The sequence below is a fragment of the Methylobacterium sp. J-048 genome, from assembly GCF_022829515.1.
Lineage (GTDB): Bacteria > Pseudomonadota > Alphaproteobacteria > Rhizobiales > Beijerinckiaceae > Methylobacterium.
Map to the genome: position 1 here is coordinate 1 of NZ_JAKSYL010000284.1, position 25,942 is coordinate 25,942.

General features: G+C 67.9%; 18 protein-coding genes and 2 pseudogenes. 11 read left to right on the forward strand and 9 right to left on the reverse strand.

Annotated elements, in window-relative coordinates:
- From MKL09_RS27550 to MKL09_RS27560, 3 genes and pseudogenes are all read left to right on the forward strand, one after another.
- A pseudogene (locus tag MKL09_RS27550) lies at positions 1–351 on the forward strand (porin); the annotation flags it as partial.
- Positions 352–1,753: 1,402 nt separating this feature from the next.
- A complete protein-coding gene (locus tag MKL09_RS27555) occupies positions 1,754–3,355 on the forward strand; it encodes a porin (RefSeq protein ID WP_244025162.1) in 1,602 nt (533 codons plus the stop codon).
- Positions 3,356–3,579: 224 nt separating this feature from the next.
- Positions 3,580–5,173 (forward strand): annotated as a pseudogene (locus MKL09_RS27560) (porin).
- A 209-nt stretch (positions 5,174–5,382) separates the two neighbouring features.
- Here the strand turns inward: MKL09_RS27560 and MKL09_RS27565 are convergent.
- Entirely contained in the window at positions 5,383–5,589 is a 207-nt protein-coding gene (locus MKL09_RS27565; RefSeq protein ID WP_244025163.1) for a hypothetical protein, read from the reverse strand.
- 443 nt (positions 5,590–6,032) lie between these two features.
- Here MKL09_RS27565 and MKL09_RS27570 point away from each other — a divergent pair, with 443 nt between their 5' ends.
- The 4 genes from MKL09_RS27570 (at position 6,033) to MKL09_RS27585 (ending at position 12,816) form a co-directional block, all read left to right on the forward strand.
- Complete coding sequence (locus MKL09_RS27570; protein ID WP_244025164.1) at positions 6,033–7,637, forward strand: porin; 1,605 nt, start codon at positions 6,033–6,035, stop codon at positions 7,635–7,637.
- A gap of 558 nt (positions 7,638–8,195) precedes the next feature.
- Positions 8,196–9,791 (forward strand): porin, encoded by a 1,596-nt coding sequence (locus MKL09_RS27575; RefSeq protein ID WP_244025165.1) that lies wholly within the window; start codon positions 8,196–8,198, stop codon positions 9,789–9,791.
- Positions 9,792–10,101: 310 nt separating this feature from the next.
- Positions 10,102–11,484 carry a 2-hydroxycarboxylate transporter family protein gene (locus MKL09_RS27580; RefSeq protein ID WP_244025166.1) on the forward strand — a complete coding sequence of 461 codons (1,383 nt, stop codon included), beginning with the start codon at positions 10,102–10,104 and terminating at the stop codon, positions 11,482–11,484.
- Positions 11,485–11,508: 24 nt separating this feature from the next.
- A complete protein-coding gene (locus MKL09_RS27585; RefSeq protein WP_244025167.1) occupies positions 11,509–12,816 on the forward strand; it encodes an MFS transporter in 1,308 nt (435 codons plus the stop codon).
- Between the two features lie 9 nt (positions 12,817–12,825).
- Here MKL09_RS27585 and MKL09_RS27590 read toward each other — a convergent pair whose 3' ends face one another.
- Complete coding sequence (locus MKL09_RS27590) at positions 12,826–13,479, reverse strand: GntR family transcriptional regulator (RefSeq protein ID WP_244025168.1); 654 nt, start codon at positions 13,477–13,479, stop codon at positions 12,826–12,828.
- Between the two features lie 100 nt (positions 13,480–13,579).
- Between MKL09_RS27590 and tcuA the strand changes: the two genes are divergently transcribed.
- Positions 13,580–15,094: an FAD-dependent tricarballylate dehydrogenase TcuA gene (tcuA, locus tag MKL09_RS27595; protein WP_244025169.1), complete on the forward strand. Its 1,515-nt coding sequence runs from the start codon at positions 13,580–13,582 to the stop codon at positions 15,092–15,094.
- A 177-nt stretch (positions 15,095–15,271) separates the two neighbouring features.
- Positions 15,272–18,448, forward strand: a complete 3,177-nt coding sequence (gene addB / locus MKL09_RS27600; protein WP_244025170.1) for a double-strand break repair protein AddB — start codon at positions 15,272–15,274, stop codon at positions 18,446–18,448.
- A gap of 197 nt (positions 18,449–18,645) precedes the next feature.
- Here the strand turns inward: addB and MKL09_RS27605 are convergent, their stop codons facing one another.
- Entirely contained in the window at positions 18,646–19,875 is a 1,230-nt protein-coding gene (locus MKL09_RS27605; protein WP_244025171.1) for an acyl-CoA dehydrogenase, read from the reverse strand.
- Positions 19,876–19,984: 109 nt separating this feature from the next.
- Entirely contained in the window at positions 19,985–20,914 is a 930-nt protein-coding gene (locus MKL09_RS27610) for an AEC family transporter (protein WP_244025172.1), read from the reverse strand.
- 217 nt (positions 20,915–21,131) lie between these two features.
- Between MKL09_RS27610 and MKL09_RS27615 the strand changes: the two genes are divergently transcribed.
- The gene (locus MKL09_RS27615) at positions 21,132–21,788 is read left to right on the forward strand and encodes a class I SAM-dependent methyltransferase (RefSeq protein ID WP_279606157.1); all 657 of its coding nucleotides are present in this window, start codon (positions 21,132–21,134) and stop codon (positions 21,786–21,788) included.
- Between the two features lie 22 nt (positions 21,789–21,810).
- On the opposite strand, the gene MKL09_RS27620 is transcribed toward MKL09_RS27615, so the two are convergent.
- Both MKL09_RS27620 and MKL09_RS27625 read right to left on the reverse strand, forming a co-directional pair.
- Positions 21,811–22,290, reverse strand: coding sequence for a hypothetical protein (locus MKL09_RS27620; protein ID WP_244025174.1), 480 nt, complete (start codon positions 22,288–22,290; stop codon positions 21,811–21,813).
- Positions 22,291–22,379: 89 nt separating this feature from the next.
- The gene (locus tag MKL09_RS27625; RefSeq protein WP_244025175.1) at positions 22,380–23,582 is read right to left on the reverse strand and encodes a trans-sulfuration enzyme family protein; all 1,203 of its coding nucleotides are present in this window, start codon (positions 23,580–23,582) and stop codon (positions 22,380–22,382) included.
- Positions 23,583–23,720: 138 nt separating this feature from the next.
- On the opposite strand from MKL09_RS27625, the gene MKL09_RS27630 reads away from it, so the two are divergent.
- Positions 23,721–24,239, forward strand: coding sequence for a TspO/MBR family protein (locus tag MKL09_RS27630; RefSeq protein WP_244025176.1), 519 nt, complete (start codon positions 23,721–23,723; stop codon positions 24,237–24,239).
- 9 nt (positions 24,240–24,248) lie between these two features.
- Here the strand turns inward: MKL09_RS27630 and MKL09_RS27635 are convergent, their stop codons facing one another.
- The 3 genes from MKL09_RS27635 to MKL09_RS27645 all read right to left on the reverse strand — a co-directional run bounded on the left by MKL09_RS27635 (position 24,249) and on the right by MKL09_RS27645 (position 25,914).
- Positions 24,249–24,644, reverse strand: coding sequence for a CCDC90 family protein (locus MKL09_RS27635; RefSeq protein ID WP_244025177.1), 396 nt, complete (start codon positions 24,642–24,644; stop codon positions 24,249–24,251).
- Between the two features lie 65 nt (positions 24,645–24,709).
- On the reverse strand, positions 24,710–25,240 hold the full coding sequence (locus MKL09_RS27640) for a phosphate-starvation-inducible PsiE family protein (RefSeq protein ID WP_244025178.1): 531 nt from the start codon (positions 25,238–25,240) through the stop codon (positions 24,710–24,712).
- Positions 25,241–25,356: 116 nt separating this feature from the next.
- Positions 25,357–25,914 carry a DUF4337 domain-containing protein gene (locus MKL09_RS27645; RefSeq protein ID WP_244025179.1) on the reverse strand — a complete coding sequence of 186 codons (558 nt, stop codon included), beginning with the start codon at positions 25,912–25,914 and terminating at the stop codon, positions 25,357–25,359.
- Between the last annotated feature and the right edge of the window lie 28 nt (positions 25,915–25,942).

The window sequence follows — 25,942 nt, forward strand, 5'->3', positions numbered from 1 at the left end:
CAGGGCGCGATCTACAACCTCGTGAGCGGCTTGGCCGGCAGCAACCCGTTCGGCTCGAACGCGGTTGGCACGCCCGGCACCCGGTTCTACCAGCTGAGCCAGGCCCTGCGTGATACCTACCAGTTCGTGGCCGGTGCGAGCCTGATCTGGTCGCCGGTCAAAGACCTCGATATCGGCGTGGAAGGCTTGTACACGCAGATCGGCCTGAAGAATGGCCGGGCGATCGACCTCGATAAGAGTCCGACGGCCTACGCTAACATTGCCGGTATCAACGCCGGTACTTTTGCGGTCCGTACCGCGACGCAGGACGCGGTCTCACAGGTCCGCTTCCGCGTCCAGCGCGACTTCTAAGCCGCAAAGGCGGCGCCGGGGACGATCCCGGTGCCGCACCCCGTGCTCCACGGATCTCAAGGCCCAGCCCTCGGCTGGGCCTTTTTCGTTGCGGACGGGCCTGGGGAGCCTGGGCACCGCAGCCCGCCTGCAATGCCCGCCACGCAGACTCCGCGTCGGCGCAGGCCTGAGCGCGGAACCGCTTGGGCCGGGCGAGGGCGTCGAAACAGGCACTGAGAACCCAGCCCTTTCAAGGTGTTGGGCTGAGAGCCAGGACACGGCGTCGGGCCGGTCTGCGCGGCCCTTTTCCGGGGCGCATGCAGCGCCAGCGGAATGCGACCCGGACCCAGCACACGACGGCGCGCAGCGTCCGCCTGATCAACCCGCGCCGTTGGCGCGGCGCTTCGTGTGCTGGGTCCCAGATCAGGTTCCGCTTCGCTTCACCTGTCCGGGGAAAGGGCGCGCGTGATCTGCTCAGAGGCGATGATCCCACGACGCGCATCTGGCCAGACACCTTGAAAGGGCTGGCTGAGAACCCTTCCCGATTGCAGCGCGATCGATGGCGGTTCCGGCACCCGTCCCGACCCCCGCCCGCCGGCTCGCAGCAGCCTTCCAGTCTGAGATACGAATCGAGGCGTCGGCCGGCCGACGCGTGCATCAGGCGCCCCAGGGTCCTGACGGCGCCAGGCGGCGTCCAAGGCCGATAAAGGCAGGCGCCCGGGCGTGACCCCGACGGCCTTCCGCCCCCGTCTGCACGAAGGTCTCTGGTCGGCCGCCCTGGCCCCGCGCACCGATGCACCGCCGGCATCCGCGCCACCACTTCGTCTCGAACCTGATCCCATCGGAGCACCCTGCGGCCCCGACTCGGGCGCGCTGCCGCGGCGCTGAAACCAGGGGCGCCTCCCGAATCGCGGCGCCGATTCGTTCGAATCACCGCCGCGCCGGCCTTCGTGCTCGCTGCGTTCGGGCGCTGGGAAACCGAAAGCCGACGGCTCCGTTCCGGCGTCGGGTGCTGTCGCCCTGTCGATGCCGGCAGTCGTTCGCCGCGGCAGGGTCTCTGCCCGTTGCGGGCGGTCGACCTAAACTAAAATCTCCACCAGCGGATACATATCGATGGGCATGCAAAATAAATAATCGGCACCTATTTAGTATATACCTCGATATATGAATCAATATGTCTATAAAATACTTATATGACGTTGCGATCGTGCAACAACATTGAGCAATCATTGTCGATATATAAAATCGATGTTGCTCATATACGCAGCGACCCATCATATGAAACCGCATAGAGGCATCTCGGACACGGGGTATCTCTAAAATCTGCTATCAAAATTGCAGATTGAAACAAAAATAGACGCTGCGATGACCCGATAAACCGGGATCGTTGTGGTTATCGGGTCTAGAAGCTTTGGAGATATTTATGAAGCTCTTGAAGAGCTCGCTGCTCGGCTCAGCCGCCGCCTTCGCGGCGGTCGGAGCAGCCCATGCCGCCGACCTGCCGGTCAAGAAGGCCGCGCCGATCGAGTACGTCCGCGTCTGCACCGCTTTCGGCGCCGGCTTCTTTTACATCCCGGGCACCGACACCTGCCTGCGCGTTTCCGGCCGCGCCCGGTTCGAGGGCGGCTATATGGGCAGCAACTCCCGCAGGAGCGGGGATGGTGGCGACACATCGGGCTACCAGGGCCGCCTGCGCATCAACCTCGATGCCCGCACCCAGACCGCCTACGGCACCCTGCGCGCCTTCGTGCGCCTCGATGCCGGCAGCCGCACCGGCTATTCGGGTATCGGCCGGTCCGGTACCCAGGAGCGCATCGGCCAAGCCTACGGCGGCACCGGCGTCGATCAGGCCGGTCGCGATCAGCAATACGTGAACGTCGACAAGGCGTTCATCCAGTTCGCCGGCCTGACCGCCGGCCGCGCGTCGTCGTTCTTCGACTTCTACGCCCACGACTTCGAGATCACGAGCAACACCGCGGGTTCGGACATCGCCTCAACCAACCTGTTCGCCTACACGGCGACCTTCGGCAACGGCCTGTCGGCGACCCTGTCGGTGGAAGACCCGGTCTTCCGCCGCACGCCGATTTTCGCGCCGTCGGGCGGCACCGCCCCGGTCAGCCCCGTCTTCGTCGGCTACACCAGGGGCGCGCCGTCCAGCTTCTCCAACATCGACACCATCCAGCGCGAGCGTCTGCCCGACTTCGTCGGCGCCCTGCGCCTCGATCAGGCCTGGGGCTCGGCTCAGCTGTCGGCTGCCACGCATGAGTTGAACGTCGGCAATATCGCGCTCGGCGCTCCCACCGGTACCGGCACCCCTGTCAATCTCGCGCACACCAACAGCGTCCAGGGCTGGGCGGTGCAGGGTGGCCTAAAGGTGAATGCACCGTTCGTTGCGCCGGGCGACGCCCTGTACTTGCAGGGTGCCTACGGTGATGGTGCGCAGCTCTACACAGGCTATTCCGCGTTCAGCGGCTCCTACTTGCAAAATGCTGCGACGATCCAGGGCCAGAAGCTCAACCAGTTCTTCTCGGACGCGACGATCAATCCGTTCACCGGCCAGTTGCAGACATCGCAGAGCTTCACCGCGGTCGCGTCGTACCTGCACTACTGGACCCCGGAATGGCGTTCGGCCTTCTTCGGCTCCTATGGCGAGCAGAGCTTCTCGCGGAGCGCCCGCCTCGCCCAGGGCGCGGCCTATGCCCTTGTGAGCCCGACCGTTGCGACCGGCATCAATGCCGTCGGCGTGCCGGGCACCCGGTTCTACCAGCTGAGCCAAGCGCTGCGCGACACCTACCAGTTCGTTGCCGGCGCGAGCCTGATCTGGTCGCCGGTGAAGGACCTCGATATCGGCGTCGAGGGCCTCTACACGCAACTCGGCCTGAAGCGTGGCCGGGCGATCGACCAGGACAAGAGCCCGACTGCCTACGCGAACGTCGCGGGCATCAACGCCGGCACCTTCGTGCCGCGCACCGCGACGCAGGATTCGATCTCGCAGGTCCGCTTCCGCGTCCAGCGCGACTTCTGATTTGACACATCGGTGCCGGGGCTTCTGTCCCGGCCCCTTTCCCCGTGCATGTCGCCTTCCAAGGCCCGGTTCCGCGCCGGGCCTTTTTTGTTGCGAGCGTTCTTCCGCTGACCGGTCGCCCCCGATCTCCCGCCGCCTTCGGCCTCCGCGCAGAACAATACTCTGCAACGTGCAGAATATACCTGGCGTATGGGCGGAATTATCATCAAAAATTGAGGCTGTTGATGAAACGATTGCAGCATTATTTGCTCGGCTCAGCCGCCGCTTTCGCCGCGATCGGAGCCGCCCACGCCGCCGACCTGCCGGTGAGGAAAGCAGCGCCGATCGAATATGTCCGCGTCTGCTCGGCCTACGGCGCCGGATTCTTCTACATCCCCGGCACCGACACCTGCCTGCGCGTGTCCGGCCGCGCCCGATTCGAGGGCGGCTACATCACCGCCTATACCCGGCAGGCCGGCACCAACAGCGGCGACACGTCGGGCTACCGGGGGGTTGGCGCGCTTCAACCTGGATGCCCGCACCCAGACAGCCTACGGCACCCTGCGCGCCTTCGTGCGTCTCGATGCCGGCAGCCGGGCCGGCGCGGCCGGCGTCGGCCGATCCGGCACCCAGGAGCGCATCGGCCTCGCCTACGTCGCCACCGGCGTCGATCAGGTCGGCCGGGTGCAACAGGTCATGAATGTCGACAAGGCGTTCATCCAGTTCGCGGGGCTCACCGCCGGCCGCGCCGCGTCGTTCTTCGACTTCTACGCCCACGATTTCGAGATGTCGGGCAGCACCGCCGGCTCGGATGTCGCCTCGACCAACCTGCTCGCCTACACGGCGACTTTCGGCGGCGGCGTCTCGGCGACCCTGTCGGTGGAAGACCCGGTCTTCCGGCGCACGCCGATCTTCGCGCCCTCGGGCGGCGCCGCGCCGGTCAGCCCCGTTTTCGTCGGCTATACCCGCGGTGTACCGTCGAGCTTCGCCAACGTCGACAGCATTCAGCGTGAGCGCCTGCCCGACTTCGTCGGCGTCCTGCGCCTCGACCAGGCCTGGGGCTCGGCTCAAGTATCGGCCGCGATGCATGAGCTGAACGTCGGCACTCTCACGCTCGGCACCGGCGCGAACGCCGCCGTCGCGCGCACCAACAGCGTCCAGGCATGGGCGGTGCAGGGCGGTCTGAAGGTCAACGTGCCGTTCGTCGCGGCGGGCGACGCTCTGTACCTGCAGGGCGCCTATGGCGACGGTGCGCAGTTCTATACGGGCTACTCCGCGTTCAGCGGTTCGGCTTCACCGAACGCCGCCACGATCCAGGGCCAGAAATTCAACCAGTACTTCTCGGACGCGACGATCAACCCGTTCACCGGCCAGTTGCAGACCTCGCAGAGCGTCACCGCAGTCGCGTCGTATCTGCATTATTGGTCGCCGGACTGGCGCTCGGCCTTCTTCGGCTCCTACGGCGAGCAGAGTTTCTCCCGGAGCGCCCGGCTCGCCCAGGGCGCGGCCTATGGTCTTGTGGGTCCGGGCGTCATCACCGGTAACAACGCTGTCGGCGCGCCGGGCACCCGGTTCTACCAGCTGAGCCAGGCGCTGCGCGACACCTACCAGTTCGTCGCCGGTGCGAGCTTGATCTGGTCGCCTGTTAAGGACCTCGATATCGGCGTCGAGGGCTACTACACGCAGATCGGCCTGAACCGTGGCCGGACGATCGACCAGGACAAGAGCCCGACCGCCTACGCCAACGTCGCGAATATCAACGCCGGCACCTTCGTGCCGCGCACCGCGACGCAGGACTCGGTCTTGCAGATCCGCTTCCGCGTCCAGCGCGACTTCTGATCCGACGGACCGGTGCCGGGGCGTCAGGCCCGGCACTGGCTTCGTGCATCTCGCCTTCCAAGGCCCGGCCCCGCGCCGGGCCTTTTTGTTGCGGGCGTTATCGAGACCGCCGCTTATCGCGCTCCCGCGCCCCGTTATCCGTCTCGATCTCTGACCGCCTTTGGTCCGCCAGCACGGCTCCATGGCCCGCTGCCCGGCCGTTGGGATGGTCAGGGGCGCTCGCTGCGCAGGCGATGCCGCGCATCGCCGCTTCCGAGTCGATGCGCGGCATCGGCCCAAGACGTGACGGCCGGATTCGGAATCCGCGCGCCGCCGAAGCCCAATGGGATCGACAGCGCTTTCGAGTGGATCGATGGCCGATACGATTCGCCGGCGAGGATCTGCGTGGCGGTTTCTCGTGTCGATTCCCGCGCCATCAGTGCCTGCAGCCTGAGGGCTAGCGAGGATGTGGGTCCGATAGCGACGGAAGGCGCGCGCCGGCTCGCAAGCCGATCGCGTCGTCTGCAGACCCGTCATGATCCACGAACTGGCGCGGTATTTTTGAATTGACGACGGCAGTAACACAACTAAGCACGCAATAAAAATAATAAGTTCGAAGATCTTCGCAAATTTACTTCGTAATAATCAGTAGCTTGCCTGTTGTTTGTTTGCAACAAAACCAAAATTGCAAGGTCCCTCTCCAGAATGACCGTTGCCCCCTAAAGATCTACGATGCAGGATAATCATCTAAGTTCGCGTCATATGTGGCGGGATCAAGAATAAACATTTTTTCAAAACGCATAATGAGAGAAAAACGTTTGGCAGGAGGAGCGTCCCGAGAAGCGGTGCCGTTGTCGGCGTCAAACATCGGGGGATGTTGATGAGTTTGTTGGATCGTTTCTGGCTCGGTTCTGCTGCGGCCTTCGTTGTGATCGGAGCCGCTCCGGCTGCCGACCTGCCGGTAAAAAAGGCCGCGCCGATCGAATATGTTCGCGTCTGCACCACCCACGGCGTCGCGTTCTTCTACATACCCGGTACCGATACCTGCCTGCGCATCTCCGGCCGTACCCGGTTCGAGGGCAACTATCAGACGACCTACTCGCGCCAAGCCGGCAACGGCGACACTGCGGGCTATCGAGGGCTGTTGCGCTTCAATCTCGATGCCCGCACCCGGACCGACTTGGGCACCCTGCGCGCCTTGGTGCGCCTCGATGCCGGTTCCCGCACCGGTCTCATCCATTCCGGCACTCAACTGCGCATCGGGCATTCTTACGCCGCTACCGGGGTCGACGAGGCGGGCCGCGCACAGCAGCATGTGAATGTCGACAAGGCGTTCATCCAGTTCGCCGGTCTGACCGCCGGTCGTGCGGCTTCTTACTTCGACTTTTACGCCCACGACTTCGAGGTGTACGGCGCTACCTCCGGCTCGGATACGTCGTCGACCAATCTGCTCGCCTACACGGCCACCTTCGGCAACGGCTTCTCGACGACCCTGTCGGTCGAAGATCCGGTCTACCGCCGCACGCCGGTCTTCGCGCCGTATTCGATCACGGCCACGACTCCGGTCAGCCCCGTCTTCGTCGGATACGCCGGCGGCCTGCCGTCCCGCTACGGCACCGTCGACAGCATCCAGCGCTCCCGGCTGCCCGATTTCGTCGGTGCCCTGCGCCTCGATCAAGATTGGGGTTCCGCCCAGATCTCGGCCGCCACGCACGAGATCAACGTCGGCAACCTGAGTACCGCCGTGGCCGAAAGCGCCGGTGGTGTGGTCACCGGGATCTCACACACCAACTCGGTCCAGGGCTGGGCGGTGCAAGGTGGCGTGAAGGTGAACGCGCCATTCATCGCCCTGGGCGATGCCCTCTATCTGCAGGGCGCCTACGGCAACGGAGCACAGACCTATGTCGGCTATTGCATGATTGCCGGCTGCTACGCGCAGGCCAATACCGGATTCGGAGGACAGAAATTCGTGCAGTCCTTCGCCGATGCGACGATCAACCCGTTCACCGGTCAGCTCCAGACATCGACCAGCTTCTCTGCGGTCGCGTCGTATCTGCATTATTGGTCGCCGGACTGGCGCTCGGCCGTCTTCGGCTCCTATGGCGAGCAGGATTTCTCGGGCGGTGCCCGCTTGGCGCAGGGCGCGGCCTACAGCCTCGTGAGCCCGAACGCTGCCGTCTCCTTCGGCGCCAACGCCGTCGGCGTGCCGGGCAGCCGGCTCTACCAGCTGAGCCAGGCGCTGCGCGACACCTACCAGTATGTTGTCGGTGCGAGCTTGATCTGGTCGCCGGTGAGAGATCTCGATATCGGCGTCGAGGGTTTCTACACCCAGGTTGGCGTGAAGAGCGGCCGGGTGATCGACTCCGACAAGAGCCCGACCGCCTACACCAACGTCGCCGGCATCAACACCGGCAGCTTCGTGCCGCGGACCGCGACGCAGGACTCGGTCTCGCAGATCCGCTTCCGCGTCCAGCGCGATTTCTGATCCGACGGACCGGTGCCGGGGCTTCAAGCCCGGCACCGGCTTCGTGCATCTCGACGTCCAAGGCCCGGCCCCGCGCCGGGCCTTTTTGTTGCGGGTTCCGCCGCGAACGCCCGTCGTCCGCGATCCAGAGCCGCTTCGGCTTCGGTCCACGCCAGGCTCGATCGCCGCCTGAGCCTGCGAAGGCGTCACATTGGGGCGGGTGTGTGCAACGGCCGGCATGCTGTGATCAAACAATAAACACACGATCTAATTCATTTTGCCTCAATGGATAAGGTAAAACATCGACTTGAGATCAATTGAATCGGCAAACATATTGCGCATTAAACTGATAATTTTGTTTGTTGCACGTCTGCAACAACATCATAATTGTTCCATCACGTGCTTGAATGCGCATTGCTAGCTAAAAAATTGGATCGCACAATGGATTGTGAAAGATGAGTCTTGGACAATCCGCTCCAGAAAAATCTTCCGCTTAAAATATAAAAATAATAATAGCCTGCGATTGGCAGGGAAATGGGAAGCGTTGCCGCCGTCGGCTTCAAACTTCTGGGGGTCTTGATGCATTTGTTGAAGCGTTTCTTGCTGGGATCCGTCGCCGCACTCGCCGCGGCCGGATCCGCCCACGCCGCCGACCTGCCGGTAAAGAAGGCCGCGCCGATCGAGTACGTCCGCGTCTGCACCGCCTTCGGCGCCGGCTTCCTCTACATCCCGGGCACCGACACCTGCCTGCGCATCTCGGGCCGGGCCCGGTTCGAGGGGGCCTACCAGACCTCGTCCAGCCGCCAGCCGGGCGCTGCCGGCGACACGTCGGGCTATCGGGGGCTGGCGCGCTTCAACCTGGATGCCCGCACCCAGACCGCCTACGGCACCCTGCGCGCCTTCGTACGCCTCGATGCCGCCTCGCGCACGGGCGTCATCCATTCCGGAACGATGCTGCGGATCGGCCAAGCCTACGCCGCCACCGGCGTCGACGAGCGGGGCCGCGCGGAGCAATACGTGAACGTCGACAAGGCGTTCATCCAGTTCGCCGGCCTGACCGCCGGTCGCGCGTCCTCGTTCTACGACTTCTACGCCCACGATTTCGAATTCTACGGCGCCACCTCGGGCTCCGACAATTCATCCACCAACCTGCTCGCCTACACGGCCACCTTCGGCAACGGCCTGTCGGCGACCCTGTCGGTGGAAGACCCGGTCTTCACCCGTTCGCCGGTCTTCTCGCCGTCTGCGAACGCGGCCACCCCCGTCTTCGTCGGCTACACCGACGGCCGGCCGTCCCGCTACGGCAACGTCGACACCGTCCAGCGCTCGCGGCTGCCCGACTTCGTCGGCGCCCTGCGGGTCGACCAGGCCTGGGGCTCGGCCCAGCTCTCGGCCGCCACGCACGAGATCAATGTCGGCAACCTGAGCACCGCGACGCCTGCGGGCGCGGGCGGCGTGCTCACTGGGATCCGGCACGCCAATTCGGTCCAGGGCTGGGGCGTGCAGGGCGGCGTGAAGTTCAACCTGCCATCGATCGCCCCGGGGGACACCCTCTACCTGCAGGGCGCTTACGCTAACGGCGCGCAGAGCTATGCCGGCTATTGCATGATCGCTGGCTGCTACGCGCAGTCCAACACCGGCTTCGACACCCAGAAGTTCGAGCAGTACTTCGCGGACGCGTCGGTCAACCCGTTCACCGGCCAGTTGCAGACATCGACCAGCTTCTCGGCGGTGGCGTCGTACCTGCATTACTGGTCGCCGGAATGGCGCTCGGCCCTGTTCGGCTCCTACGGCGAGCAGGATTTCTCGGCCGGTGCCCGCCTGGCCCAGGGTGCGCTGTTCAGCTTGGTGAACCCGAACGGCGCCAACAGCTTCAGCACGAATGGCGTCGGTGTGCCCGGCACCCGGTTCTACCAGCTGAGCCAGGCGCTGCGGGACACCTACCAGTACGTGGTCGGCGGCAGCCTGATCTGGTCGCCGGTGGCCGATCTCGATATCGGCGTCGAGGCGTTCTACACCCAGGTCGGCGTGAAGAGCGGCCGGGTGATCGACCTCGACAAGGGCCCGGGTGCCTACGGTGCCGTTGCTGCCATCAACAACGGCAGCTTCGTGCCACGCACCGCGACGCAGGATTCGATGACGCAGGTCCGCTTCCGCGTTCAGCGCGACTTCTGATCCGACCGGCCGGCCCCGATCTTGGGGTCGGCCCCGTGCATCGCGACCGCACCGGCCCGGCCTCGCGCCGGGCCGGTGCGCGTCGGGCATCCGCGTGCCGTGATTGACAAGCCGGCTTGATCCCCGCCTCCAATACAGGTTGCACGCTTTGTTCCGCGGATCGCGTTGCCGGTCTCCGCGGGCGCTGATACGCCGGACTCGACTTTATCTCCGCCGACCGTGCGGCCCAGGTCGCGACCGTCGGGGCGGCCGGGGCCACGCGGCGAAGGCCGGAACGGCCCGCGCGTGGTCGGAAGTCCGGAGGAAGCCGATGACCAGTACCGCCTCGACCAGCCCCGTGCCGGCCCCCGTCGAATCGCCCATCGTCGAGCGCCGCGCGTCGCGATTCTGGCCGGAGGGCTGGTGGCGCCTCGTCGACATGAAGATCGGCATCATCCCGCTGCCGCTCTACGTGATCGTGGCGATCCTGCTGGTGGTCCTGGTCCAAGAGGGCGAGGTCAAGCCGGACGGGCCGACCATGATCGCCGTGCTGGTGATGGGCGGCTTCACCTGCGCCGAGATCGGCAAGCGCATCCCGATCCTGCGCAACATCGGGGCGGGTGCGATCTTCGCGACCTTCATCCCCTCGGCGCTGGTCTATTACAAGCTGGTGCCGCCGCAGATGGAGAAGGCGATCTTCGATTTCACGAAGTTCACCAACTTCCTCTACATCTACATCGCCACGATCATCGTCGGCTCGATCCTCGGCATGGACCGGGACGTCCTGATCAAGGGCTTCCTCAAGATCTTCGCGCCGCTCGCAATCGGCTCGGTGGTGGCGGCGATCGTCGGGACGCTGGTCGGCACGGCCCTGGGGCTCGGCCCCTACAAGACCTTCTTCTTCATCGTCGTGCCGATCATGGCCGGCGGCGTCGGCGAGGGCGCGATCCCGCTCTCGATCGGCTACGCGGCGATCCTCGGCCAGCAGCAGGGCCTCGTCTTCGCCCAGGTGCTGCCGCCGGTGATGCTGGGCTCGCTCACCGCGATCATCTTCGCCGGCACCCTCAACGCCGTCGGCAAGCGCTACCCGCATCTCACCGGCGAGGGCCGGCTCCAGCCCGGCGCGGAGGGCATGGAATCGAGCGACGCCCAGGCCCGATCCGAGGCGGCGAGGGGCCAGATCGATGCCGCCACGATCGGCGCGGCCGGGCTCACGGCCATCACCCTGTACCTGCTCGGGGTCATCGCGCACCACCTGGTCGGCCTGCCGGCGCCGGTGGCGATGCTGTTCCTGGCGGTGTTCGCCAAGCTCGGCAGCGCCGTATCGCCCCATCTCCAGGCCGGCGGCTTCGTGGTCTACAAGTTCGTCCAGGTCTCGATGACCTACCCGCTGCTCTTCGCCATCGGGGTGGCGCTCACGCCCTGGAACGAGCTGATGGCGGCGTTTACCCTGGTGAACCTGATCACCATCGTGTCGACGGTGGCCACGCTGATGGTCACCGGCTTCTTCGTCGGCCGCGCGCTCGGGATGTACCCGATCGAGACCGCCATCGTGAACGCCTGCCACAGCGGCCAGGGCGGCACCGGCGACGTGGCGATCCTCACGGCGGCCAACCGCATGGCGCTGATGCCGTTCGCCCAGATCGCCACCCGGATCGGCGGCGCCCTGACCGTGACCGGGACGATCCTCGCGATGAAATGGATCGGGGTCTGAGCGTGAAAGCGAGAGCGTTGCATCATGGCCGGTGATCCGGGCGCCGTCGGGGCGACCCTGCAATCCAGGATCGGGGCGATCCTCCGCGCCACGAGCGGCAACTTCCTGGAGATGTTCGACTTCTTCCTGTTCGGGTTCTACGCCAGTTCCATCGCGCGGGCGTTCTTCCCCTCGGGCAACGAGACCACCGAGCTGCTCCTGACCTTCGGGACGTTCTGGCTCGGCGCGCTGATGCGGCCCCTCGGGGCGATCGTGCTCGGCGCCTATATCGACCGGATCGGGCGTCGGAAGGGGCTGATCGTCACCCTGGCGATCATGGCGAGCGGAACGGTGCTGATCGCGTTCTGCCCGAGCTACGGGACGATCGGCATCGCCGCGCCCCTGATCGTGCTGGCCGGGCGCCTGCTGCAGGGTTTTTCCGCCGGCGTCGAGATCGGCGGCGTCTCGATCTACCTGTTCGAGATCGCCACGCCCGGACGAAAGGGCTTCTACACCTCGTTCCAGTCGGCGAGCCAGCAGGTAGCGATCCTGTTCGCGGCCGTGATCGGCTACGGTCTCAATGCTTACCTGACCAAGCAGCAGATCGGCGATTTCGGCTGGCGCATCCCGTTCTTCATCGGCTGCCTGATCGTGCCGTTCATCTTCTTCATCCGGCGCTCCCTGCAGGAGACCCAGGAATTCGCCCGGCGGACCCACCATCCGAGCACGCGCGAGATCCTCACCACGGTGGCGGCCAATTGGCGGATCGTGCTGCTCGGCATGATGCTGTCGACCATGACCACGGTGACCTTCTACATGATCACCGTCTACACCCCGACCTTCGGCAAGACCGTCCTCAAGCTCACCGAGACCGACAGCCTGATCGTCACCCTGTGCGTGGCGATCACCAACTTCATCTGGCTGCCTGTGGGCGGCGCACTCTCGGACGCGGTCGGGCGCAAGCCGGTGCTGCTGACGATCTCGATCCTGTCGCTGCTCACCACCTACCCGGCCCTGCACTGGCTGGTGGCCGACCCGACCTTTGCCAAGATGCTCGGCGTCGAGCTGTGGCTGTCGTTCTTCTTCGGGGTCTACAACGGCGCGATGATCGTCTCGCTGTCCGAGGTCGTGCCGGCGCATGTGCGGGCCAGCGGCTTCTCCCTGGCCTACAGCCTCGCCACGGCCTTGTTCGGCACCGCGACCCCGATGGTCTCGACCTATCTGATCGACCAGACCGGCGACCGGGCGGCGCCGAGCTACTGGCTGATGGCGGCGGCCGCCTGCGGGATCGTTGCGACGCTCGCCCTGTTCCGGGGCGGCCCGCGGGAGGCGCGGATTCCGGCTCACGCCTGAGGGCGGGGGCTACACCCCCTGCCAGATCCGGATCCGCGCCTTGAAGGCGGCCCGGATATGCGCCCGCGCCGCCGCCTCGGCACCGTCGCCGTCATGGTCCCGGATCGCCGCGACGATCGCGGCGTGCTCGTCGAGCGATTCGCCGGCGCGCTCGGGCGCGGCGAGGGTCGTGGCGCCGGGCAGCAGCACCAGCGACAGGCGCATCGTCTCCAGGGTGGCTTGCAGGAACCGGTTGCGGGCCGCCGCGTGGATCTGCCGGTGGAACAGCCGGTTGCTTCGGGCGAGCGCCGTTGCATCCCCGGTCAACGTCCGGTCGCGAACAATCATCTCCTCCAGGATCTCGGTCTCGACCGCGCTGGCATGGATCGCGGCGAGCCGGGCCGCCGTACCCTCCAGAACCGCGCGCAGGTCGTAGAGCTCGCTGACCTGCCCGTAATCGAGCTGTGCCACGCTGGCGCCCCGGTGGGGCTCGTGCGCGACGAGTCCCTGCGCCTCCAGGCGGCCCAGCGCCTCGCGCACCGGCGTGCGGCTGATCGCGAACCGCTCGGCCAGCTCGGCCTCGCGCAGGCGGCTGCCGGGGGCGAGTTCGCCTTCCTCGATCGCCTGCAGCAGCCGTTCATAGGCGGCGGCTCCGTTGGAGCGCTCCGATTCGCTCGCCTTCATACCCGGCTCTCCTTGAGCGTGGCCATAGCGCGAAACGCAGCTGCGCGGAACACTTGCCGCCAATTGCATGCGAGCGTATACAATCGAGGAGCGAGTTCATATGGTGGAGGCGGCGATGCAGGATCGGCAGGCGGGACCCTTCGATGTCGTGGTGGTCGGCTCCGGCAACGCCGCCATGAGCGCGGGCCTCGCCGCCCTGGAGCGCGACGCCTCGGTGCTGATGATCGAGAAGGCGGAGCCGGACCTCGCCGGCGGCAACACCGCCTACACGGCCGGCGCCATGCGCTTCGTCTACCAGGGCAACGACGACCTGATCCCGCTCTTGGCCGACCCGGACGATCCGCGCCTGCCGCGCACGGATTTCGGTGCCTACACGGCCCAGACCTTCGAGTCCGACCTGCTCGGCTTCAACGACGGACGGCCGCTCTCGCGCGAGCAGCGCATCCTGATCGACGAGAGCGGGGCGGCCCTGCGCTGGCTCTCGACCCAGGGCGTGAAGTTCGAGCCGATCTATTCGCGGCAATCCTTCGAGAAGGACGGGCGCTTCGTGTTCTGGGGCGGCCTGACGCTCGCCACCCACGACGAGGGGTTCGGGCTCGCCCGGGCCGAGCTGGAGGCCTTCACCAAGGCCGGCGGCGAAATCCGCTACGGCTGCCCGGCCACCGGGCTGATCGTCGAGGCGGGCCGCGTCGTCGGTGTGGAGACGCCCCAGGGCGCGGTCCGGGCCAAGGCCGTGGTCCTGGCCTGCGGCGGCTTCGAATCGAACCCCGAGCTGCGCACTCGCTTCATCGGTGACGGCTGGGACAAGGCTCGGGTCCGCGGCACGCCGCACAACCGCGGCGACGGGCTGGAGATGGCGCTGGCGCTCGGCGCCAAGCCGCACGGCTTCTACGGCGGCTGCCACGCCACGCCGATGGACCTGCACACCCCCGATTACGGCAATCTCGGCCTGCCCCACGGCGAGCGCAAGCACTACCGCAAGATCTGCTATTTTTTGGGCCTCATGTTGAATGCTGACGGGCAGCGGTTCGTTGACGAGGGCAAGAACTTCCGCAACTACACCTATGCCCAGTTCGGCCGCTCGATCATGGAGCAGCCCGGCCACGTCGCCTGGCAGATCTTCGATGCCAAGGTCGATCACCTGCTCTACAGCGAGTACCGGTTCCACGACGCCCATTTCGCCGAGGCCGACACGCTCGACGGTCTCCTGGACAAGCTCGACGGCATCGACCGCGCGGCGGCCAAGCGCACCATCGCGGCGTTCAACGAAGCCGTGGACGGCACCGTGCCGTTCGACCCCACCGTGAAGGACGGCCGCGGCACCAAGGGGCTCCCCCTGCCGAAGTCGAACTGGGCGCAGGCGATCGAGACCGGGCCGTTCAAGGCTTACCCGGTCACCGGCGGCATCACCTTCACGTATGGCGGCGTCGAGGTCGGGGAGGGCGGCGGCGTCCGGCGCGAGGACGGCAGCGAGATCCCCGGACTCTACGCCTGCGGCGAGATGGTCGGCGGCGTGTTCTTCAACGGCTATCCCGGCGGCTCGGGCCTCACCTCCGGCGTCGTCTTCGGGCGGCGGGCGGGCTACGGCGCTGCCGCAGCTGTGCGGGGGGCGTAGGCTTCCGCCGCCTACCGTCATTGCGAGCGGAGCGAAGCAACCTAGGGAAACACCACGTTCGGAAATCGTGCGCTGCACTGGGTTGCTTCGCTGCGCTCGCAATGACGGCGCGTGTCATCGCTCGCCAGCGTCGCACGCCCCTGTCCCGGTCCTTCGCGCGCGCGTACAAGGCGCTCCATGTCAGACCGGCAGGCCGTCTTCACCATCACCCGGGGCGTCCCGTTCCTGCCGACGCTGGCCGAGGCGCTGCTGTCCGGCCGGCTGGTCGGGCCGGTGGCGGAGGATCCGCTGGCGCTGGCCGCGGTCACGATCTACCTGCCGACCCGGCGAGCGGCGCGGGCGCTGGGCGCCATCCTCGCCGACCGGCTCGGCCGCCGGGCGCATGAGCGCGGCGCGCCGGGCTACGCGGCCCTGCTGCCCCGGATGATCCCCCTGGGTGAGGCCGACGAGGCGGAGCTCGACCTCGCCTCCGAGCCGCTGCTCGAGGACAACGATCCGCTCAGCACGCCGATGCCGCCCCTGGAGCGCCGGCTGATCTTGGCCCGCCTGGTCCAGGCCTGGGCGAAGTCGGTGGACCGCACGCTGCTGCCGCTGGATGCCGAGGTGCCGTTCCTGGTGCCGTCCTCCCCCGCGGACGCGGTCGGGCTCGCGGGCGATCTCGAGCGGCTGATGGATGCGCTCACCGTCGAGGGCCTGCCCTGGTCGGAGATCGGCGCCGCCGTCGAGGCCGAGTATTCCCGCTATTTCGGCCTGACCTTGGATTTCGTGAAGATCGCCGCCGAGAACTGGCCCAAGCTCCTGGCCGAGCGCGGCCTGTCCGATCCGGTCGCCCGCGCCCGCGGCCTCGTGCTCGCTGAGGGCCAGCGCCTGGCGCGGACGGCCCCGACGGACCCTGTCATCGTCGCCGGCTCGCTCGGCTCCGTGCCTGCCACCGCCCGGCTGATCGCGGCCGTGGCGAAGCTGCCCCGGGGCGCCGTGGTGCTGCCCGGGCTCGATCTCGACCTCGACGAGGCTGGCTGGTCCGGCATCGACACCGGCGAGGGTTTTTCGCGCATGATCGCCCACGGACATCCCCAGGCGGTGCTGCACCGGCTGCTCGGCCCGGACAATCTCAGCCTGTCGCGGTCGGATGTCGTCGCGCTGGGGGATCCCGATGCCGGACGGGCGGCCCGGGCCGCTTTGCTGTCGCAGGCCCTGCGCCCGGCCGACACCACCGACGCCTGGGCTGATCTCGACCCGGACAAGCGCGACGCGATCGCCGAGGCCGGCCTGGCGGGCCTGGCCCTCGCCGAGGCCGCCGATGAGCGTGAGGAGGCTTTGGTCGCGGCGCTCGCCCTGCGCGAGACCCTTCAGGTGCGCGGCGCCACCGCGGCCCTGGTCACGCCGGATCGCGGGCTCGCCGGCCGGGTCGCCGTCGAACTCCTGCGCTGGGGCATCGTCGCCGAGGACTCGGCCGGGCTGGCGCTCGCCGGAAGCCCGGCGGGGCGGCTCGCCCGGCTCACCGCGGAGCTGGCCGCCGACCTCGCCCGCAACCAGGCCGAGGCAATCCCGGCCCGGCTGATCGCGCTGCTCTCGCACCCGATGGTCCGCCTCGGCCTGCCCCGGTCCGACGTGGTGCGCGGTGCCGCCGCCCTGGAGATCGGGCTGCTGCGCGGCCCCGTCCCGGCCCCGGGTTTTTCCGGGCTGCGCAATGCGCTGGCGGCCGAGCGGGTCGGGCCGCTGGAGCGCCGCCCCCGGGCCAAGCGCCGCCTGAAGGATATTGATTGGGATCTCGCCGCTGACCTGCTCGCCCGGCTGGAGCAGGTCTTCTCCGAGTTCCCCGGCGCGGAGGGCGCGGGCGAATGCGATCTCGTCGCCACCGCCGCCCGGCACCGCGCCGCCTGCGATTGGCTGCTCGACGGCCCGGAGGATGCCCCCGAGGAGGCTGAGGACGGCTCCCTGTCCTGCCTCGACGCCCTGTTCGACGATCTGGAGATGGCCGAGCCCGGGCTGATGCCGGGGCGGTTCGACGATTACGCGACCTTCTTCACGTCGCTCGCCCGGGAGCGCCTGGTCGGCTGCTCCGGCGAGGCGCCGCATCCGCGCCTGCGCATCCTCGGCCTGCTGGAGGCGCGGCTGCTGTCGGTGGACCGGGTGGTGCTCGGCGGGCTCGACGAGGGCGTCTGGCCGGTGCGGACCCTGACCGACGCATTCCTCAACCGGCCGATGCGCGAGCGGGTCGGCCTCAACCCGCCCGAGCGGCGCATCGGCCAGATGGCGCACGACTTCGTGCAGGCGCTCGGCTGCCGCGACGCGGTGATCACCCGGGCGCTCAAGCGCGAGGGCTCGCCGACCGTGCCGTCGCGCCTGATCCAGCGTCTGCGCGCGCTTGCCGGCGATGCCCGCTGGGAGGCGGTGCTGGAGGCCGGACGGCGCTTCACCGGCCTCGCCGCCAGCCTCGACGCGGCCCCGCCCGAGAAGCGGCTGAAGCGCCCGGCGCCGCGGCCGGACCCGGCCCTGTTCCCGCGCTCGCTCAGCGTCACCGAGATCGAGACGCTGGTGCGCGATCCCTACAGCATCTTCGCCCGCCACGTGCTCGGGCTCGATCCCCTGGAGCCGCTGGCGGCGGCGCCGAGCGTCGCCACCCGCGGTTCGCTGGTCCACGACGTCTTCGCTGAATTTGCCAGCCGCCATCCGCAAGACCTGCCCCAGGATCCCGAGCAGCGCCTGCTCAACCTCGCCGTGAACGCCTTCGCGACGATCGAAGCGGAGTATCCGGAGCTCTACGCCGAGTGGTGGCCGCGCTACGAGCGCATGGCCGGCGCCTATCTCGCCTGGGAAGCGCAGCGCCGGCCCGGCTTGCGCCGCATCCACCCGGAGGTGTCCGGGCGCTGGGTGATCCCCCTAGGCCGCGAGAGCTTCACCCTGCGCGCCCGGGCCGACCGGATCGAGATGCGCCCGGACGGCAGCGCCTGCATCGTCGATTACAAGACTGGCACGCCGCCCTCGGCGAAGATGATCTTTTCGGGGTTTTCGCCGCAGCTCACCCTGGAGGCGGCGATGCTGATGCACGGCGCCTTCGACGGCCTGCCGCCGGTGAAGACGACGCCGGACCTGCTCTACGTCCACGCCTCGGGCGGTCGGAAACCGTTCGTCCCGGCCCCTGTGAAGCCTCCGCGCGGCGAGGAGCGCAGCGTCGACGCGATCGTGGCCGAGCACGCCACCCGCCTGAGGGGGCTGGTGGCCCGCTTCCTCACCGGCGAGGCCGCCTACACGGCCCGGCCCTACCCGCAATATGCCAGCCAGTACGGCGCCTACGACCACCTGGCGCGGGTGCTCGAATGGTCGCTGGGCGGGGAGGAGGGTGGGGAGTAGCGGCGTTCCTACCGACACCGTTCCTATCCCACCCGCGCCCTCATCCTGAGGCGCCGGAGCGTAGTGGAGGCCTCGAAGGAGCCCTCCAGCCAGCCCCGCGATTTATGGAGGGCTCCTTCGAGGCGGCTGCGCCGCACCTCAGGATGAGGGGGTGGGTGAGAGGTGACGGGGCGGGGGAGGGGCTCCGTCCCCAAGTCTTAAAAGAAAGCCTGCAGCCCGGTCTGCGCGCGGCCCAAAATCAGCGCGTGGACGTCGTGGGTGCCCTCGTAGGTGTTGACCGTCTCGAGGTTCTGGGCGTGGCGCATCACGTGGTACTCGCCCATGATGCCGTTGCCGCCGTGCATGTCGCGGGCGGTGCGGGCGATGTCGAGGGCCTTGCCGCAATTGTTGCGCTTGATCAGCGAGATCATCTCCGGGGCCATCCGGCCCTCATCCATCAGCCGCCCGACCCGCAGCGAGGCCTGGAGGCCCAGCGTGATCTCGGTCTGCATGTCGGCGAGCTTTTTCTGGATCAATTGCGTCTGGGCGAGCGGCCGGCCGAACTGCTTGCGCTCCAGGGTGTAGTTGCGCGCCCGGTGCCAGCAATCCTCGGCCGCGCCCATGGCGCCCCAGGAGATGCCGTAGCGCGCACGGTTGAGGCAGCCGAACGGACCTTTGAGACCCGAAACGTTGGGGAGCAGCGCGTCCTCGCCGACCTCGACGCCCTCCATGACGATCTCGCCGGTGGTGGAGGCGCGTAAAGACAGCTTGCCCTTCAGGGTCGGGGCGGAGAGGCCCGTCATGCCCTTCTCGAGGACGAAGCCCCGGATCGCGCCGTCATGCGCGTCGGACTTCGCCCAGACCACGAACACGTCCGCGAAGGGGGCGTTCGAGATCCACATCTTGGCGCCCGAGATCCGGTAGCCGCCGTCGATCTTTTCCGCCTTGGTCTTCATCCCGGCGGGATCGGAGCCCGCATCCGGCTCGGTCAGGCCGAAGCAGCCGATCCACTCGCCCGAGGCGAGCTTCGGCAGGAATTTCTGGCGCTGTTCCTCCGAGCCGTAGGCGTGGATCGGGTACATCACCAGGGAGGATTGCACGCTCATCATCGAGCGGTAGCCGGAATCCACCGCCTCGACCGCCCGCGCCACCAGGCCGTAGGCGACGTAGGAGGCGCCGGCGCAGCCGTATTCCTCGGGCAGGGTCACGCCGAGAAGGCCCAATTCGCCCATCTTCCGGAACAGGCCGGGATCGGTCTTCTCCTCGGCATAGGCCTCGACGATGCCGGGCAGGAGCTGCTCCTGCGCAAAGCTCTGGGCGACGTCGCGGATCGCCCGCTCGTCCTCGGTGAGCTGGTCGTCCAGCAGGAACGGGTCCTCCCAGACGAAGCGGGCAGAGGCCGGGGCCGACGGGGAGGCGCTGCCCGGGGGGCGCATCGGAGCGTTCATGGGATTTCCTCGCCTGCAGGGTGTGGCGGGCTTCGGCCCCGCGCTTGGCGTCACCCTAGACCCACACGGCCTGCGGTCCAACGCGCCCGGTGACGCTGGGCTTCGAGCGTCACGCCCGGCCGAGGATCGTCAGCCAGAGGAGCGTCGTCAGCGGGGCCATCAGGGTCGAGACCAGCACCGAGGCCGCGACCATCCCGGTCTCGGTCCGGTAGCGGGCCGCCAGCAGGTAGGCGTTGATCCCCACCGGCATCGCGGCGAACAGGGTGGCGACGCCCGCATAAGCCGGCGGCATCGCGAAGACGTGGAAGGCGAGCACCCACACGGCCAGCGGATGCAGCAGGTTCTTCAGGCTCGCGATCACCAGCGCACCCTTCAGGTCGAACAGCACCCGGTAGCGCTTGAGCCCGGCGCCGAGCGCCACCAGCGCGCAGGTCGAGGCGGTGCCGGCGAAGGCGTCGATCAGGGCCTTGGGGATGCCTGTCGGGGTGACGCCGAGACTCTTCATCGCCATGCCGATGAGCAGAGCCACGAAGATCGGGTTCTTGAGCAGCACCAGGGCGAGGCCGCGGATGCGCGCCAGCACCGGCAGGCCGGAATCGGATTCGATCAGGAAGGTCGCGCAGCCCATCATCAGCGGCAGATGGACCGCGAGCAGCATGAACAGCGGGAAGGCGCCGTCCTCGCCGTAGGCCTGGAGGATCATCGGCACGCCGACGAACACGGTGTTCGATTGGCTCGCCGCGAAGCCGTGCAGGATCGCGCCGCGCCGCTCGATCCCGGCCCGCCGCCTTGCGATCAGCGTGCCGACGAACCAGGACAGGCCGGCCCCGCCGAAATACGCGGCCCAGTAGGTCCAGGCGATCTCGCCGGTCATCCCCGGCCGGGTCAGCGTGGCGACGATCAGGGCCGGCACCGCGACGGCGAAGACGTATTCCGACAGGCCGTCGCTCACCTTGTCGGAGAGCAGCCCCGCGAGCGCCGCGCCCCAGCCGATCAGGACGATCCCGAAGATCGGGGCGATGATGGCGAGGGCGTTCACGGATCCGGCGGGGCTGGGATTGGAAAGGGCTCGTCCAGGCGCATAGCATGGCGGCGCAGGCGTTTGCGCAGATTCACGGAGCATCCGGGGCATGCCACGAGACAGCGAATCCGAAATTCATCGAGCTGCCGCGGGCGGCTACAATGCACAGGCGGCCGCCTACGTCACGGGCCGGCCCGATTACCCCGCGGCCGTGGCAGACTAGCTCACCACGGATCTGGATCTTCGCCCGGGTCGTTCCGTGCTCGATCTCGGATCGGGCACCGGCAAATTCCTGCCTTACTTGCGGGCGACCGGCGCGACGATTGTGGCGGTGGAACCGGTCGCCGCGATGCGCGCGCAACTTGCGATCCAGCATCCCGACATGGCCGTGCATGCGGGGACCGCGGAGGCCATCCCGCTGGACTCGGGGAGCCTCGACGCGGTCGTCTGCGCCCAATCCTTCCACTGGTTCGCCAATGCAGGGGCACTTGCCGAGATAGCCCGGGTCCTGCGCCCCGGCGGCCGGCTTGGTCTAATCTGGAACGCGCGCGACGAGTCGGTATCCTGGGTCGCCGCTCTGTCGCGGATCACGGATCCCCACGAGGGCGGCGCGCCGCGCTACCGCACCGGCGCGTGGCGGACCCTGTTTCCTGCTCCCGGCTTCGGCCCCCTGCGCGAATGCCACTGGCCGCATGCGCATCGCGGGGCGCCTGAAACCGTGATCGTCGACCGCACCTTCTCAGTGAGCTTTATCGCGGCCTTGCCGGACCCGGAGCGCGCAGGCATCGCTGCGGCGGTGCGGGCGCTCGTCGCCGACGCCCCCGAACTCGCCGGCAAGGATGTCGTCGCGTTCCCCTACGTGACGGCCGCGTTCAGCTGCGTGCGATCCTGACGCCGGGTGGCGTCGCCGCAGCCTACTTGTTCTCCAGGACCTCGATCGGGTTCGTGCGCTGGGTCGCGGGCGGTTCCTTGGTGATGCTGGCGCCGCCTTCCCGCTGCGCCTTGACGTCCTTGGGCGAGCCCGGGCCGCCCACTGCCGTACCGCCCTGGCCGGACTGGGTCGGCACGGAGCCGGAGGCCAGTTCCAGGCAGGTCACCATCTCGACATAGGACGGGTAGCCGCCGGCCTTGAACTGGTTCTCGCACTGGCGCTTGGCCGCGGAGGTGTAGCTGCCCCAGTGGCTCTCGGCCTCGCGCTTGGCCTCGCGCTCGGAGCGGAGGCAGCCGTCGTAGTTGGCTTGGTCGCTGATCGAGGTGTTGGCGACCTGCGCCGACTTGCAGGTCGTCTCCACGTCGAGGTTCGGCACCGTGTCGGCCCGGGCGGATCCGGAGGCGAGGGCCAGGGCGAGGAGCGCGAGCGCCCCGGGGACGGAGGCACGGAAGGGGACGGGCATGGTCGTCAGGCTCGCGGTCTGTGGCGATGGTCGCCGGCGGATTTGCCGGCACAACGCGCCAGGACGGCCTTCGGCACCACGCGCGCTCATCAGTCTCCATGCGCGCTGCGCAGCGCTTGGTCGAGGTCGCCGTACAGGTCCTCGGTGTCCTCGAGACCGGTGGACAGGCGCAACAGGTCCGGCGGGCAGGGGCTACCCGGCCCCTCGACCGAGGCCCGGTGCTCGATCAGGCTCTCGACGCCGCCCAGCGAGGTCGCGCGCTTCCACAGCCGCACCCGCGCCGCTGTGGCGATCGCCCCGGCCTCGCCGCCCGTCACCCGGATCGACAGCATGAAGCCGAAGCCGTCCTGCATCTGCCGGCGCGCCACCGCGTGCCCGGGATCGTCGGGCAGGCCCGGATAGAGGACGTGGCTCACAAGTGGATGCCCGTTCAGGCGCTCGGCGAGCTGCAGGGCGCCGGCCGATTGCGCCGCCGCCCGCAGGTGCAGGGTCCGCAGCGACCGCATCAGCAGATAGGCCTCGAACGGGCCGAGGATCCCGCCGCTCCCGGCCCGGATCCCGCGGATCCGCTCCCAGAACGCGTCCGCCTTGGCTCCGGCGAGCACGCCCGCCACCACGTCGGAATGGCCGTTCAGGATCTTGGTGCCGGAATGCATCACGATGTCGGCGCCGAGCTCCAGCGGGCGGGTATGCACCGGAGAGGCCGCCGTGGAATCGACCGCCAGCCGCGCCCCGGCCGCGTGGGCGATCTCGGCGGCGGCCGCGATGTCGGTCACGGTCCAGAGCGGGTTGCCGGGGGTCTCGATCCAGACGAGCTTGGTCCGGCCGGGCTCGATCGCGGCACGCAGGGCGGCGGTGTCGTCGGTATCCACGAAGGTCAGGCCCAGCCCGCGCCGGGGCGCCTCCTCGCGCAGCCAGCGCTTGAGCGCCCAGTACATGACGGTGCCGGCGACGACGTGGTCGCCCGGCTCCAGGGCGCCGAATACGGCGGTCGCCGCCGCCATGCCGGAGCCGAACAGCAGGGCGCCGGCCTGCGCGCCCTCCAGCATCGCCAGGACGCTTTCCGCCTCGCGCACCGTGGCGTTGTCGGGCCGGGCGTAGCAATAGCCCGAGGAGTAGCCGTTGTCGGGATCGCGGATGAAGGTGGTGGAGAGGTGCAGCGGCATCACCACCGCGCGGGTCTCGGGCTCGATCCGGCCCATGGCCTGCGCGGCGAGGCTGCGGCGGGAGAACCCGGTCGGCGTACCGTTGCCGGTATCCGTATCCCGGTGAGGCGCGTTAGGGTCTGACATCTGGCGATTCCGGCGGATGGAAGCAGGCGCGTGCCACGGCGCACGGGCCCCTGCAACCTGCGCCCTGACCCTGGATCCTCTTGCCCGAAGGCCGGCATCCATCTTTCGGGATGATGCTTGAGCGGAGAACGACCGACGATGCTTGCCGCGACACAAGTCCCTGTCCGTCCGGCCCTGCCGCGCTGGCTCCGGCTGGCGGCCGCGATCGTGCCGGTGATGATCACCGCCTCGATCGGGTCGGCCGCGACCCAGGCCGAGATCCCGGGCTGGTATGCGGGTCTGAACAAGCCGTTCTTCAACCCGCCGAACTGGGTCTTTCCGGTGGCCTGGACCCTGCTCTACACGATGATCGCCGTCGCGCTGTGGCGGCTGCTCGGCGCCATGCCGCGCACCGGGCCGAGCCGCGAGGGCTGGTGGCTGGCGCTGGCCGCCTTCCTGGTCCAGCTGGCGCTGAACGCCGCCTGGACGCCGGTGTTCTTCAGCGCCCACGCGATCGGCGCCGGGCTGATCGTGGTGGCGATGCTGCTGGTCATGGTGCTGTGGACCATCCGCCTGTCCTGGCGGTTCGACCGGGTTGCGGCCTGGCTGCTCGTGCCCTACGGCGCCTGGGTGGCGTTCGCGACCTTGCTCAACGCCGCGATCCTGCGGCTGAATTGAAGGGGCCGCTCAGTGCGGGCTCTTGGTCAGCGCGACGATCGCGCCGACGACCACGATCGTCTGGAAGCCGATCGCCGAAAGCACCCACTTCAGGATTTCGTACCTCGTGTCGGCGATCTCGGTTCTGAGATCCGAGCGCACGAGGGAAATCTCTGACTTGAGTTCCGATCTCAAAAGTGCGGATTCCGCATTGAGATCGGACCGAACCAACGCGGTGTCCGTACCAAGCTCAGATTTCAGAAGGCCGAGTTCGGCTTTGAGATCGACCTTGGTCACCAGCGTCGACAGGTCGGCTTCGTGGGCGTCGCGCAGGACACCGGTCATAGCCTCAGCCTGGACGTCCGAAAAACCGGCCGCCTGAAGCTTCCGTGCGATTGCCAGCGTGTCGAGGGAGACGAGGCTCATGGAATCGAAGGTAGCACGCAGGACATGCGTTTGCAGTCGATTCGCTCTCGGTCTCGATGCCGCCGTCAGCTCCCGCTGCTCGTGGTCTCGTCGCCCGCCGGCTTGCCGTCGTCCCGGGCGCGGTGGAGCATGAAGATCGCGAGCACCATCGTGAGGATGAGGCCGGCCAGCACGCCGAGCTCGATCATCGAGGCGTTGAACAAAGCCTGCTTCTCCTGGGACCAGTCCTTGGCGTGGGTGATCTCCGAGGATTGCAGGGTGATCACCAGCACCCGCCGGATCGAGGCGATCAGGCCGACGATCAGGAACGGCTCGCAGGTCAGCTTGCCCGACCGCATCGAGACCCGCACCGTGTGCAGGATCTCGATCAGCATCAGTAGGAACAGCAGCCGGTCGATCACCTCCAGGATCTTCTCGGCACCCCCGAGCGCCCGCAGGGCCTCCCAGGTCAGCCCGGCGGCATCGATCAGCGCGGTGAGCGCGGTGATCGCCAGGAGCAGGCCCAGCGCGGCGTAGATCGTGTGCTCGGTGTGGAGGAAGATCCCACTGGCGATCCGCGTCAGGGGCCCTTGCTGTTCGTCGTCCCTGTCGGCCATCGTGCAACGTCCCCCGGTAAAGCAGTGACAACAGGCTAAGGCCTCACGCCGGGCGTGCCCATGACCAGGTTAGAGTCACGCCCCGGCAGACGATACCTGTCTTTCGGGGGGATGCTTCAGTGGAAGAACGGCAGCGCATGCGGCGCAAGGTAGCCGAACCCGAGCAACGCCGCTCCGGCCAATCCCAAAAAACCGCCGGCGAAGACCAGGATGGCGATGCCGGTGATGACCTCGGCCGAGGCCAGGACGATGCCGATCTGGAAGGCCGCCGAGGCCAATTCGTAATGGTGGTAGCGCAGCAGCGACAGATCGCGCCGCTCCTCCGAGGCCCGGGCCTTCGCGGTCAGCTCCTTGCGGCCCTCGCCGGTGGCGGGCTCGGATTCCCAGCGCGCCAGGGTCTTGGCCCACTCGGCGCGCTTGGCCGCGATCGCGTCCTGGTTCGGGCCGGGCGGCATCAGGGCCAGCGCCTCGTCGGCGGTCTTGAGCACCGTCGAGCGGATCGTGCGCGCCTGGAAATAGGCCCATTGGTTGGCGGCCTCGACGTTCGAGCCGATGGATTCCGTCTGGGCGGCCTTGCCCAGGGTCTCGCTGAAGGCGAGGAACAAAGCCAGGATCGAGATCAGCAGCGCCACGCGCTTGTTCGAGCCCTCGATCGCCCCGTGACCACCCGACATTGTTTCGCGAGTCCCTGTTGATTCGTCG